Consider the following 13383-nt stretch of genomic DNA (forward strand, 5'->3'; position numbering starts at 1 on the left):
ACGGAGCGGGCCTCGAACACGCCGTAGGGGGTGGGGCGGCCGGGCGGGGCGGTGACGTGGAAGCCCGGGTAGGAGGCGAGGGCCAGCTCGACGGCGGCCCCGGTGAGCGCCCGGCCGACGGTGTCGGCGTCGGGGTCGCGGACGACGAGCCGCAGGAGGGCGCTGGCGGTCTCCTCGGTGCCGGCGTCGGGGCGGTCGGTGCGGGCGAGGTCCCAGCGGACGTCCGCGACCGGTGCGAGGGCGTCGGCCATCTGGTCCCGTACGAGCGCGGCCTTGGCGTCGACGTCGAGACCGGTGAGGACGAAGACGACCTCGTTGCGCCAGCCGCCGAGCCGGTTCACCCCGGCCTTGAGCAGCGGCGGGGGCGGCTCGCCCCGTACGCCGCTGATCCCGACCCGGTCGGGCCCCTCCCGGGTGAGGCGGACGGTGTCGAGGCGTGCGGTGACGTCGGGCCCGAAGTAGCGGGCGCCCGCCGTCTCGTACAGGAGCTGGGCGGTCACCGTCGACGGGGTGACGGCGCCGCCTGTGCCGGGGTGCTTGGTGATGACGCTGCTGCCGTCGGCGTGCACCTCGGCGAGGGGGAAGCCGGGGCGGTGCAGGTCGAAGCGGCGGAAGTCCGGGTGGTTGCCGCCGGTGGCCTGGGCCCCGCACTCCAGGACGTGCCCGGCGACGACGGCCCCGGCGAGCGCGTCGTGGTCCTCGGGGCGCCAGCCGAAGTGGGCGGCGGCGGGCCCGCTGACGAGGGCGGCGTCGGTGACCCGTCCGGTGACGACGATGTCGGCGCCCGCGTCGAGGCAGGCCGCGATGCCGGCGCCGCCGAGGTAGGCGTGGGCGGCGAGGGCGCCCGGCGGGAGGGGCAGCCGGTCGCCCTCGACGTGGGCGACGCGCAGTCCGCTCAGGCCGAGCCGGGCGGCGAGGCCGCGCAGGGCGGCGGCGAGCCCCGCCGGGTCGAGGCCGCCCGCGTTGGCGACGATGCGCACGCCCCGTTCCCGGGCGAGCCCGAGGCACTCCTCCATCTGCCGCAGGAACGTGCGGGCGTAGCCGAGGGAGGGGTCCTTCAGCCGGTCGCGGCCGAGGATCAGCATCGTCAGCTCGGAGAGGTAGTCCCCGGTGAGGACGTCCAGCGGGCCACCGGTGAGCATCTCGCGGACGGCGTCGAAGCGGTCGCCGTAGAAGCCGGACGCGTTGCCGATGCGCAGCGGGGTCACCGGGTCTCCTTCCGGGGGGCGCGGCCCTCGCCGGGCGGCCCGGCGAACGCCTGCGCGATGTCGAGCCACCGGTCGGCGTCCGGCCCGGCGGCGTGCAGGGCCAGGTCGGCGCGGTGGGCGCGGCGGGGGACGAGCAGGCAGAAGTCGAGCGCCGGCCCGGTGACCCGCTGCGGGGCGTCCGCCGGCCCGAAGGCCCAGACGGCGGCGGAGCCGGGCGCGTCGAGTTCGACGCGGAACTCCCCGGCGGGCGGGGCGAGTCCCCGTACGGCGAAGGCGTAGTCCCGGGCCCGTACGCCGATCCAGGCGACGTGCCGCAGCCGCGCCGTCGGGGGGCGGACGGCGCCGAGCGCGTCGGCGACGTCCTGGCCGTGGGCCCAGGTCTCCATGAGCCGGGCGGTGGCGAGGGCGGTGGCGCTCATGGGCGGCCCGTACCAGGGGACGCGGGTGCCGGGCGGCAGCGCCCGCAGGGCGGTCTGGAGGCGGGCGCGGGCCGCGCGCCACCGCTCCCGCAGCGCGTCGGGCGGCAGCGCGGCGAGGGCTTCGGCGCCGTCGTCGACGAACGTGTCGGGCGCGGCGGCCGCCTCGGCGACGTGGGCGGCGAACGCCGCCGGGTCGGTGGCGGCGAGCAGCGCGGCCTCGTCGGTCCACGCCAGGTGCGCGATCTGGTGGGCGACGCTCCAGCGGGGCGCGGGAGTGGGCGCGGCCCACCGCCCGGGCGGCAGCACGGCCACGAGCAGGTCGAGGGCGTCGCTCTCGTCCCGCAGGTCGTCGAGGACGCCGCCCGGCGCGCGGGCGGGTTCGGACACGGACACGGTGTGCTCCCCTCCGGGGCGGGACACGTCGGCGTGCGGTGGGGAGCATGGCAGCGGAGACAGAAACAATCAAGCGTGCTTGCTTGAATTGGCCCGCATCGATCGTACGGGCGCGGCGGCCGTACGGGCGCGACGACCGGCGCGGGGCCCGCCGCCGGACTGCGGTACCGGCGGCCGGTGCGGGGGCCCACCGCGGACGGCGGTACCGGCGACTGGTGCGGGGCCCGCCCCGGGCAGCGAATCGACGGCCGGCGCAGGGACCGCCTCGGGCGGCACCGGCGGCTGGCGCGGGGCCCGCCCCGGACTGCACCACCGGCGGCCGGCGCGAGGCCCATCCCGGAGGGCGGCATGACGGCCGACGGGAGCCCGCCTGGGACAACGCCGTCAGCGGCCGGCGCATGGCCCGCCCCGGGCAACGCCGTCAACGGCCGGTGCGGGACCCGCCTCCGACAGCGGATCGGCAGCCGATACAGGGCCCGCCCCGAACGGCGGCGCCGACAGCCGGGACCCGCCCCGGGCAGCGAACCGACAACCGACGCGGCAGCGACCGCCCCGGGCGGCAGCACCGGCAGCTCCGACACCTCCGGCAGAAGGCCGGACGCCTCAAGTCCGACGGTGACGAGACGAGTTGGCGTAGGCAAAGTTCTTCCACGCTTAGTGGGCCGTACACCCAGATTGGTCTAGACCTTGCCTGGAAGTGTGTGATCATGGAGGTCGCCACGCGAACCAGGTACACAGCGTCGTGTGCTGGACATTTCGATCCACGCCCGACTGGAGAGCTCACATGGCTGAGACAGGGATTGCTCGATTCAGTCCCGAAAACACCCTGCCCGCACCCATCACGACCACTTCAGGCCCTTCCTGCACGCACCTCCCGCCCGGGCCCTCCGGGCCGGACCGCGAGCCCGCGGCCCCCGGAGCGTTACTGAACGCACATCGTGAACCCCTGCGCGACACCGTCGTCGTGATCCCCGCCCGCGACGAGGAGAACGAGATCCTCGCCTCGCTGGAGTCCCTCACCGCACAGACCCACCGCCCGGACCTCGTTCTGGTCGTCGTCAACAACTCGACCGACGGCACACAGAGGGTGGCCGAGGAGTTCGCCTCCCGCCCCGGCGTCCCCCCGACCCGGGTCCTGTCCCTGCCCCACAACCCCCACAAGAAGGCCGGGGCGCTCAACCACGGCCTGGCACAGCTCGCCGAACAGGCCGACTCCCTGACGCAGGCCGCCCGGTACGTCCTGGTCATGGACGCCGACACCAGCTTGCACCCCGAGTTCGTCGCCCGGGCCCGCCGGGTCATGGACACCGATCCCGGACTCGGCGGCGTCAGCGCGACCTGCTACGGCAGAGGCGGACTGTGGCGGTCGACCTGGCAGCGCTACCTGGCCGGAATGCAGATCATCGAGTACGGGCGGTACGCCCATACCCGTGCCCGCAGCGGCGTGCACACCATGGCCGGGGCGGGCTCGTTCTACCGCACGGAGGCGCTCCAGCAGCTGATCGCCGCCCGCGGCGAGGTGTTCTGGCAGCACAGCGGCAACCTGGTGGAGGACTACGAGACCACGCTGGCCCTGAAGGAGGCGGGCTGGCGGGTGACCGCCAACCAGTACTGCGTGGCGTACAAGGACCTCATGCCCCGGCTGCGGGACCTGGTGCGGCAGCGGGAGCGCTGGGTCCGCGGCACCCTGGACATCATGCGGCAGCGCGGCTGGACCCGGCACACCCGGCTGTCCATCGTGCAGTACGTCCTCGGCCTGCTCGGCTTCACCTACAGCCTCGGCTGGATCGCCGTGTGGGCGGGCCAGTCGCTCGCGCACGGCAGCCCGGCCGGTGATCCGCTCTGGCTGGCCATCCTGCTGGCCTGGTCGCTGTTCTCCGCGCTCAGGGTGGCGCCGCTCGGCTGGAAGGCGATGCTCGTCTGCGCCCTGCTCCTGCCCGAGCTGGTCTTCCAGCTGATCCGCACGTACTGGATGGGTACGTCCCTCTGGCGGTCCTACACCTCGGGGGCGGCGACATGGGCGTGACGCGCACCCTCTCCGAACTGGGCCCCGCCGGGCTGGCGTTCCTCGGGCTCAGCCTCGCGATCCTCGCCTTCAGCGTCGGCTGCTACGTGGCCTCCTTCCCTCGCCGGCGGCGGGACGCGCGGGCCGTGCACGAGGGCTCGCGCGGGCGCTCCTCCACCCCCCTGTCCCACCACGGCCCGCCCCCGCCCCGCACGCCGGCGGGGGCCTGAGGCCCGCGCCCCGGCTCCGCAGGCGAGGCGCCGCGTGGCTGCCCACCCGCATGGCTGCCGCGGTGGCCTAGGGCACGGAGCACGGGGCACGGGGCACGGGGCACGGGGGCACGGGCCGTCCGCCGCGGCAGCCGGGGCCCGTGCCCCGGGGTGCAGCTCGGAAAGCGGCCCCCGTCCCCCTCGAAGGGCGAGGCCCCGTCCCCGGGGCGCAGCACGGAACCGGCCCGTCCGTCGGGAATCCGGCGCGGAATCCACCCATCCGTGTGCGGTCCGGCTCCGAATCCCCTTCAGGACAAGAAGAGTGCTGCCGTCGTCTCGTGGAAAGGGTGACGCATGGGCGTCCAAGGCTTCCCCGCCGCTGCGGGCGGGCACCGCGCCGGAGGTACGGGATGAAGGAGATCGCCCGCATCGCCGGCGAGGGGTGCGCGCCGGACCGGGGGCCCGACCTGGCGGACGTCCTCGCCCGGGTCGCCGAAGGGGACCAGGAGGCGTTCGGCAGGCTGTACGACGCCGTCGCGGGGCCGGTGTACGGCCTGGTGCTGCGGGTCCTGCGGGACCCGGCGCAGTCCGAGGAGGTCGCCCAGGAGGTCATGCTGGAGGTGTGGCGCTCCGCCGCCCGCTACCGGCCCGACCGGGGCGGCGTCATGACGTGGGTGATGACCGTCGCCCACCGGCGCGCCGTCGACCGGGTCCGCTCGGAGCAGGCCGCGGCGGACCGGGAGGAACGCACGGCGCGCTCCGCGGGGACGCCCCCGTACGACCACGTCAGCGAGGAGGTAGCGGTGCGGCTGGAGAGCGAGCAGGTGCGGCGCTGCCTGCGGTCCCTGACGGACCTCCAGCGGCAGGCGGTGACCCTCGCCTACTACCGGGGCTACACCTACCGTGAGGTCGCCGTCTCCGTCGCGGCGCCCCTCGGCACGGTCAAGACGCGGCTGCGGGACGGGCTGATCAGGCTTCGGGACTGCATGGGAGTGGACGCATGACCGAGGAACACCTGCACGCGCCCACCGGCGCCTACGCCCTGAACGCGCTGCCCGACGACGAGCGGGAGGCGTTCGAGCGGCACCTGCGGGACTGCTCGGCGTGCGCCCAGGAGGTGCGGGAACTGACCGCCACGGCCGCGCGGCTCGGTGCCGCGGTCGCCGCCGCGCCGCCGCCCGGCATGAAGGAGCGGGTGATGGACCGCGTCGCGACCGTCCGCCAGCTGCCGCCGCTCGTGGGTCCCGAGGCGCCCGCCCCGGTGACCCGGCGCGGCGGCGTCCTCGGGTCGCGGCTCGTGCTGGCCGCGTGCCTCGCGGCGGCGGCCGCGTTCGGCGGGGCCGCGGTCTGGCAGCACCAGGAGGCCCGGCAGGCGGAGCAGCGGGCCGAGGAGGCGTGGCGTCAGACCGACGTCATGGCCAGGGTGCTGGCCGCGCCCGACGCCCGTACGGCGACCGGGACCGTCGACGGGGACGCCCGCGCGACCGTGGTCGTGTCCCGGGCCGAGGACCGGGCGGTGTTCCTGGCGTCCGGGCTGCCGGAGCTGCCGGAGGGCCGCACGTACCAGCTCTGGTTCGCGGACGACGGCGGCGCGATGCGCCCGGCGGGGCTGCTGTCCGACGACGGCGCCCTCGTCATGGACGGGCCGGTGGGCACCGCGACGGGCATGGGCATCAGCGTCGAACCGTCAGGTGGTTCGGCGGAGCCCACCACGGACCCGCTGGCCGTGATGGAGCTGCCGTCCTGACTCCGCCCGCGTCGCCGCGGAAACCGGTTCTCACTCTTCCGGGTGAACGGGCAATCCGCCGGACGGCGGGCTCCGAATAGGGGGTGTGAGCAGCCCCCGAAGGAGCCCCGGCCCCGCCCCCGTCACCCGCCCGGTACGCCGGGCGCTGGGGGCGGTCGCCGGCCTGGTGGCGGCGTACGGCGGCCTCGCGGCGGCCGAACCGGCCGCCGCCCTGGTCCGCCCCCAGGCGGGTCCCGTCACCGCCGTCGGCGGCGCGGCCGTGGACCGTGCGCCGCAGGCGGTGAAGGAATGGGCGATCCGCACGTTCGGCGAGGACGACAAGCTCGTCCTGCAGGCCGGTGTCGTCGCCGTACTGGCGGCGCTCGCGGTGTGCGCGGGCCTGCTGGCGCTGCGGAACCGCCTCGCGGCGGCGGCCGCCGCGGGGCTGCTCGGCCTCGTGGGCGCCGCGGCGGCGGTGACCCGGCCCGACGCGACCGGCGCCGCGGACGCCGTGCCGTCCCTGGTGGCCGGGGCCACGGCCGCCGCCCTGCTGGTCCTGCTCATCTCCCGGGTCCCCCGCGCAGCGGGGACGGCCCGGGCGGCCCGCGCCGAGGGAACCGAGGGAGAAGCCGCCACCGGTGCCGCCGAGGGCACCGGGAGCGGCTGGAACCGGCGCGGGTTCCTCGTGGCGGCGGCGGCCGGCACGGCCGCCGCCACGGGGGCGGGCGCCCTGGGCCGTGCCGCGGCGGCGCGGCGCGGCCGGGGCGCCGTCGCCTCCCGTGACGCCGTACGGCTGCCCGCCCCGGCGTCGCCCGCACCGCCCGTACCCGCCGGGGCCCGGGCACCGGTTCCCGGCGTCAGCCCGTTCACCACACCGAACAAGGACTTCTACCGTGTCGACACCGCCCTGCTCGTGCCCAAGGTGGACGCCGGGACGTGGCGCCTGCGCCTGCACGGCGAAGGCGTCGCCCAGGAGCGCACCTACACCTTCGCGGACCTCCTCGCCCGGCCTCTGGTGGAGCGGCACATCACCCTGACGTGCGTCTCCAACGAGGTCGGCGGGCCCTACGCGGGCACCGCGCGGTGGCTCGGCGTCCCCCTGGCCGAGCTGCTGCGCGAGGCCGGCGTGCGACCGCCCTCCCGCGGCGGCCCCGCGGACCAGCTCGTGGCACGCTCCGTGGACGGCATGACGCTCGGCACCCCCGTCGAGGACGTCATGGACGGCAGGGACGCCCTGCTCGCCGTGGGCATGAACGGCGAACCCCTGCCGTTCGACCACGGGTTCCCGGTGCGGATGGTGGTCCCCGGCCTGTACGGGTACGTCTCGGCCTGCAAGTGGATCGAGGACATCGAGCTGACCACCTTCGACGCGTACGACGCGTACTGGGTGAAGCGGGACTGGGCGCGGGAGGCGCCGGTCAAGACGCAGTCCCGCGTCGACACGCCCGCGCCGTTCGCGCGGCCCGCCGCCGGCACGGTCATGGTGGCGGGGGTGGCGTGGGCCCAGCGGCGCGGCATCCGCAAGGTCGAGGTCCGGGTGGACGACGGCCCGTGGCAGGAGGCCCGCCTGGCCGCCCCGGCCACGGTCGACACCTGGCGGCAGTGGTCCTTCGCGTGGCGGGCGGACCCGGGCGACCACACGCTCACCGTCCGCGCCACGGACGGCACCGGCGCCGTGCAAACCGAGCAGCGCGCCCCCATCCGTCCGGACGGGGCGAGCGGCCACCACAGCGTCTTCGTCACGGTCACGTGAGCCCCCCGCCGCACCCCGAACCCGGCGCCCCTTCCCGCCTGAGGTCACCCGATCCGCGCCTTGTCCCCGTCCCCGTCCCCGTCCCCCCGCAGTCCTCTCACCCCCTGCCCCGACCCTCGGGGCGCCCCGTCTCCATGTCACCCGCGCACCGGTCCCGGTGCGCGCACCCACCAAGGAGTTCACGATCATGACCAGCAAGCTGCTCCTCCGCCGCTCCGCCCTCGCGCTCGCCGCCGTGGCCGTCCTGCCGCTCACGCTCACCGCGTGCTCGGACTCGGGCAGCGGTGCCTCCTCGGCGCCCGCGGCGGACGGCACCGCGGCCTCGTCCCCGGCAGGTGAGGCCACGCAGGCCATGGACGGACCGTTCGGCCCGGCCTGCGCCGCCGTGCCCGAGGACGGTGCGGGAAGCTTCGACGGCATGGCGAAGGACCCGGTCGCCACCGCCGCCTCCAACAACCCGGCGCTGTCGACCCTGGTGACCGCCGTACAGAAGGCGGGCCTCGCCGACACCCTGAACAACGCGCAGGACATCACGGTCTTCGCGCCGACCAACGACGCCTTCGCGAAGATCCCGAAGGCCGACCTGGACGCGGTCCTCGCCGACAAGGAGACGCTGACGAAGATCCTCACCTACCACGTGGTCGGCCAGAAGCTGACGCCCTCGCAGCTGGAGAACGGCTCCTTCGAGACCCTCCAGAAGGGGACCCTGACCACGTCGGGCTCCGGCGAGTCGTACACGGTCAACGACACCGCGAAGGTGGTCTGCGGCAACGTGAAGACGGCGAACGCGAACGTCTACATCATCGACACCGTGCTCATGCCGGAGTGACCGGCGGCAGACCCCCGTCGGACCGGCGGCCCGCCCCCCGAGGCCGCCGGTCCGGCGGGCCCCCGCCTCCGCGGGCCCGTCCCCGACCGTGTCGCGGGACCGCCCGCCGAACCGGTCGCCCCACCCGCCACGCACGAGGCACCCGCCGAACCGGTCGTCGCTTCACCCCGCCGCGTACAGAGCTACCGGCGCGTAGTCCGGGGCCCGGCCTCCCGGCCGCCGGTCAGCCCGCCGGTCCGGTGGCCCCACCCGCCACACACAGGACACCCGCCAGCCCGGTCGCCTCACCCCGCCGCGCGCAGAGCACCCGACGCGGAGCCCGGAGCCCGGCCCCCCGGCCGCCGGTCAGCCCGTCGGCGGTTCCTCCGCCGTCCGGCGGCGACCCGCCCGGTAGCGGACCGCGCCCATGCTGGCCAGGATCACCAGGGCGATGGCCGCGGCGTCCAGCACGGACAGCGCCTGGTGCAGCACCAGGAAGCCGGCCAGGGCGGCGATCGCCGGCTCCAGGCTCATCAGGATCGCGAACGTCGGCGCCGGCAGCCGGCGCAGCGCGACCAGCTCCAGGCTGTACGGCAGGACCGACGACAGCAGCGCCACCGCCAGGCCCAGCGCCAGGGTCGTCGGGACCACGAGGGCGCCGCCCGCGTCGACCAGGCCCAGCGGCAGGCTCAGCACCGCGCCCACCGCCATCGCCAGGGCCAGGCCGTCGACCTGCGGGAAGCGGCGGCCCGTGCGGGCGCTGAAGACGATGTACGCGGCCCACATCGCGCCCGCCGCGAGCGCGAAGCCCGCGCCGACCGGGTCGAGCCGGTCGAAGCCTCCGCCGCCGAGCAGGACCACGCCCAGCAGGGCCAGCCCCGCCCAGACCGCGTTCAGCAGGCGCCGGGAGGCGATCACCGACAGCAGCAGCGGCCCCAGCACCTCCAGGGTGACCGCAGCGCCCAGCGGGATGCGGTCGATGGCCTGGTAGATGCAGACGTTCATGCCCGCGAGCGCCGCGCCGAAGGCGGTCACCGTGGCCCAGTCGGCGCGGCTGTAGCCGCGCACGCGCGGGCGGCACACCAGGAGCAGGACGAGCGCCGCCAGGGTCAGGCGGAGCGTCACCACACCGAGGGCACCCGCACGGGGCATCAGCAGCACCGCCACCGCCGCGCCGAACTGCACCGACAGTCCGCCCGCCACCACCAGCGCCACCGGCCCCGCCGACACTACGCGGAGCCGCCGCGGGGCGGGCCGCGCGGGCGGAGCGGCCCCGGCGTGGGCGGCCGCGGCGGGCTGGGCGGTACGGGCGTCGTTCACGGGACCTCTTCCTTGTCTCGCGCCATGCGGGGCCCCGGCGGCTCGGGGCCCTTCATAGGTAAGCAGTGAAACCCGGTTATGGCTATGGCACCCCGGCCTCGGTCTCAACTGTTGGGACGGTCCTCCGCCGGGAGGGCCTCCGCCAGGACCTCCGCGAGGTGCCGGGCGCGCCGGTCCGCGAGCTCCGCCAGCTGCGTACGGCAGGAGAAGCCGTCCGCCAGCAGGGCCGCGCCGGGGGGCGCGGCGGACACCGCGGGCAGCAGCCGGTCCTGAGCGCACGCGACGGACACGTCGTAGTGGCCGCGTTCGAAGCCGAAGTTGCCGGCCAGTCCGCAGCAGCCACCGCTGAGCTCGCCCGCCAGTCCGGCGCGCTCCCGCAGGCGGCGCTCGGCCGCGTCGCCCAGCACCGCGTGCTGGTGGCAGTGGGTCTGCCCGGCCACCGGGCGGTCCAGCCGCGGCGGCTCCCAGTCGGGGGCCAGCTCCTCCAGCGCCTGCGCGAAGGTGCGGACGGACGCGGCCACCGCGCGGGCCCCGGCGTCGTCCGGGAGCAGCTCCGGCAGGTCGGTGCGCAGGGTCGCCGCGCAGCTCGGCTCCAGCACCACCAGGGGCCGGCCGGTGACCGGCTCCAGCGTGCGGAGCGTCCGGCGCATCACCTGCCGGGCCCGGTCCAGGCGGCCCGTCGAGACGTAGGTGAGACCGCAGCACACCCGGGGGCCGGGCGGCAGGGCGACCCGCAGGCCCGCCGCCTCCAGGACCCGCAGCGCCGCCTCGCCGACCTGCGGGTCGAAGTGGTGGGTGAAGGTGTCGGGCCACAGGTACGCCTGCGGGGAGTCCACCGGGGGCCGCGCGCGCACCACGGCGAGGAGGGTGCGGCGGGCCAGGCGGGGGAACCGGCGCTGCCGCGCGACCCCGGCCGCCCACTTCGCCGGGGCGGCCAGCGGCGGCACGCGGGCCGCGGCGTTCAGCAGCGGCCCCGCCGGGGCCAGCACCCGCAGCCAGGACGGCAGGCCACCCATCGTGTAGTGGCTCACCGGCCGCGCCCAGCCCGGGTAGTGGTGGTGCAGGAACTCCGCCTTGTACGTCGCCATGTCGACGCCCGCGGGGCAGTCGCTGCGGCAGCCCTTGCAGCCCAGGCACAGGTCCAGGGCCTCCCGCACCTCCGGTGACCCCCAGCCGTCCGTGACCGGCCCGCCCGCCAGCATCTCGTGCAGCAGCCGCGCCCGGCCCCGCGTGGAGTGCTGCTCCTCGCCGGTCGCGCGGTACGACGGGCACATCACGGACGGGCCAGGGTCGGCCCCTTCCGCCCGGCACTTCGCCACGCCCACGCAGCGCCGCACCGCGGTGCGGAAGTCGCCGCCGTCGTCCGGGTAGGCGAAGGCCGTCACGGGCCGCTCGGGCGGCAGGGCCGCGAACCGCAGGTGCCGGTCGAGGGGGTCGGAGTGGGCGAGCACGCCGGGGTTCAGGCCGCCCACCGGGTCCCACACCTCCTTGAAGTGGCCGAAGAGGCGGACCAGGTCGTCGCCGTACATCCTCGGCAGCAGCTCCGAGCGGGCCAGCCCGTCGCCGTGCTCACCCGACAGGGAGCCTCCGTGGGACGCCACCAGGTCCGCCAGCTCCTCCGAGAACCGGCGGAACACCCGTACGCCGGAGGGCTCCGCCAGCCCGAAGTCGATGCGGACGTGGACGCAGCCCTCCCCGAAGTGGCCGTAGGGCGTGCCGCGCAGGCCGTGGTCCGCCAGCAGGGCGCGGAAGTCCCGCAGGTACGCGCCGAGGCGGGCGGGCGGCACCGCGCAGTCCTCCCAGCCCGGCCACGCCTCGGTGCCGTCCGGCATGCGGGTCGCCGTGCCCGCGGCGTCCTCCCGGACCCGCCACAGGGCCCGCTGCCCGGCCGGGTCCGCGACGACCGCGCCGTCCAGGGCGTCCGCCGCGCGCAGCAGGTCCGCCGCCCGGGCCGCGGCCTCGGCGGCGGTGGCCCCGCCCGTCTCCGCGAACAGCCACGCCGCGCCCCGCGGCAGCCGGGCACGGGCCGCCGGGTCGCGGACCAGGTCCTCGGCCATGCCCTCGACGGTCAGCGGAGCCAGCGGCAGCAGTCCGGCCGCGGCCTCGGCCGCCGCGCTCTCGTCCGCGTACCCGAGCACCGCGAGCGCCCGGGCGGGCGGCGCCTCCACGAGCCGGACCGTCGCCTCGGTCAGCACGGCCAGGGTGCCTTCGCTGCCGCAGAAGGCGCGGGCCACGTCGGTGCCGCGCTCCGGCAGCAGGGCGTCCAGGGCGTAGCCGGAGATGCGGCGGGGCAGGCCCGGCGGGAAGCCGGTGCGGATGAGCGCGAGGTGGCGGTGGACGAGGTCGGTCAGGCCGGGGGGTGCGCCGCGGCCGTCGCGGCCCAGGCGGTGGCTGTCCCCGTCGTAGGTGAGGACGGACAGCTCGTGGACGTTGTCGGCGGTGGTGCCCCAGGCCACGGAGTGGGCGCCGCAGGCGTTGTTGCCGATCATGCCGCCGAGGGTGCAGCGGCTGTGCGTCGACGGGTCGGGGCCGAAGGTCAGCCCGTGCGGGCGGGCCGCCTCCCGCAGCCGGTCCAGGACCAGGCCGGGCTGCACGGTGGCGGTGCGGGCCGCGGGGTCCAGGTCCAGCAGGCCGCGCATGTGGCGGGTGAAGTCCAGCACCACGCCCCGGCCGGTGGCCTGCCCCGCGGTGGACGTGCCGCCGCCGCGGGCCGTGACGGGCACCTCGTGGGCGCGGCAGACCTGGAGGGTGGCGGCCACGTCGTCGCCGTCGCGGGGGGCGACGACGCCGACGGGGACGCGGCGGTAGTTGGACGCGTCCATGGTCGTCAGCGCCCGCGCCGCCGCCCCGAAGTCCACGTCCCCGCGCACGGCGCGGCGCAGGTCCCGGGCCAGGTCCGTACGGTGAGCCATGTCCCCATGATGCCGACCGGCGGCGCCACCGCGCCCGCGCAGCGGGCTTCCGCCCGCACCGCACGGCCCCGCACCGCGCCAGGACCGGGGCACCGCTCCAGAACCCCGCGCCGCGTCGGGGCCGGGGCACCGCTCCAGGACCCCGTCGTGCGGCCGGGCCGGCCCGCGGGGCCCTCCGCGGACCGGTCCGGCCCGTGCGCACCCGCCCCGCGGGCCTGCACGGGCCGATGCGGCACGGCCCCGCACCGCGACTCCCGGCTCCTGGAAGGCCCGGAAGGCCGCCCGGCGCCGCGGGAAGCGGAGGCGGAGAAACCGGGCTCGAAGGACGTCTCGATCACAACCGGCCAGCGATAACCCGATAACGCACCAGGAAGCTCCCTTGCTGATCGTCAATTCACCTATAGTGACCACGACTTGTCCAGAAGTAATACCTCCGCTCCCCCGTTCGCCCGGAGGGCTGACGTTTTGCGCACCTCACTCCGGTCCGACCGGACGCGCCGCGACACCGCCGCGACCGTGTCGGTCCCCGCCGCCGCGGCCGCCCTCGCCGTCCTGGCCGTGGTCGCCGCGCCCGACGCCGCCGACCGCTTCCAGGTCAACGCGTCGGCCCTCTCCGCCTTCTCCATCGTG

At 76.5% G+C, this 13383-nt stretch carries 10 protein-coding genes; 6 read left to right on the forward strand and 4 right to left on the reverse strand.

Annotation, left to right across the window (positions count from 1 at the left end; translation table 11 throughout):
• Positions 1-1208, reverse strand: a 1208-nt coding sequence (locus BJP40_RS01170) for an acyclic terpene utilization AtuA family protein (protein ID WP_071277768.1), incomplete at its 3' end; no start/stop codon positions are given.
• On the reverse strand, positions 1205-2020 hold the full coding sequence (locus BJP40_RS01175; protein ID WP_371258579.1) for a TIGR03084 family metal-binding protein: 816 nt from the start codon (positions 2018-2020) through the stop codon (positions 1205-1207). The genes BJP40_RS01175 and BJP40_RS01170, both read right to left, overlap by 4 nt.
• Before the next feature lie 964 nt (positions 2021-2984).
• On the opposite strand from BJP40_RS01175, the gene BJP40_RS01180 reads away from it, so the two are divergent.
• The 6 genes from BJP40_RS01180 to BJP40_RS01205 all read left to right on the forward strand — a co-directional run bounded on the left by BJP40_RS01180 (position 2985) and on the right by BJP40_RS01205 (position 8542).
• On the forward strand, positions 2985-4046 hold the full coding sequence (locus tag BJP40_RS01180) for a glycosyltransferase family 2 protein (protein WP_071277771.1): 1062 nt from the start codon (positions 2985-2987) through the stop codon (positions 4044-4046).
• Complete coding sequence (locus BJP40_RS01185) at positions 4037-4255, forward strand: hypothetical protein (protein ID WP_071277774.1); 219 nt, start codon at positions 4037-4039, stop codon at positions 4253-4255. Before BJP40_RS01180 ends, BJP40_RS01185 begins: the two co-directional genes overlap by 10 nt.
• Positions 4256-4644: 389 nt before the next feature.
• On the forward strand, positions 4645-5238 hold the full coding sequence (locus BJP40_RS01190) for a sigma-70 family RNA polymerase sigma factor (protein WP_071264314.1): 594 nt from the start codon (positions 4645-4647) through the stop codon (positions 5236-5238).
• On the forward strand, positions 5235-5981 hold the full coding sequence (locus tag BJP40_RS01195; RefSeq protein WP_071277776.1) for an anti-sigma factor domain-containing protein: 747 nt from the start codon (positions 5235-5237) through the stop codon (positions 5979-5981). The genes BJP40_RS01190 and BJP40_RS01195 overlap by 4 nt, the downstream gene beginning before the upstream one ends.
• A gap of 85 nt (positions 5982-6066) precedes the next feature.
• The gene (locus BJP40_RS01200; RefSeq protein ID WP_071277778.1) at positions 6067-7713 is read left to right on the forward strand and encodes a molybdopterin-dependent oxidoreductase; all 1647 of its coding nucleotides are present in this window, start codon (positions 6067-6069) and stop codon (positions 7711-7713) included.
• 187 nt (positions 7714-7900) lie between these two features.
• Entirely contained in the window at positions 7901-8542 is a 642-nt protein-coding gene (locus tag BJP40_RS01205) for a fasciclin domain-containing protein (RefSeq protein ID WP_071272360.1), read from the forward strand.
• Positions 8543-8887: 345 nt separating this feature from the next.
• Here the strand turns inward: BJP40_RS01205 and BJP40_RS01210 are convergent, their stop codons facing one another.
• Both BJP40_RS01210 and BJP40_RS01215 read right to left on the reverse strand, forming a co-directional pair.
• Positions 8888-9841, reverse strand: a complete 954-nt coding sequence (locus BJP40_RS01210; RefSeq protein WP_071277781.1) for a DMT family transporter — start codon at positions 9839-9841, stop codon at positions 8888-8890.
• 104 nt (positions 9842-9945) lie between these two features.
• Positions 9946-12753: an FAD-binding and (Fe-S)-binding domain-containing protein gene (locus BJP40_RS01215; protein WP_071277783.1), complete on the reverse strand. Its 2808-nt coding sequence runs from the start codon at positions 12751-12753 to the stop codon at positions 9946-9948.
• Between the last annotated feature and the right edge of the window lie 630 nt (positions 12754-13383).

The sequence above is a fragment of the Streptomyces sp. CC53 genome (genome assembly GCF_001865245.1).
In the GTDB taxonomy this organism is placed as follows: domain Bacteria; phylum Actinomycetota; class Actinomycetes; order Streptomycetales; family Streptomycetaceae; genus Streptomyces.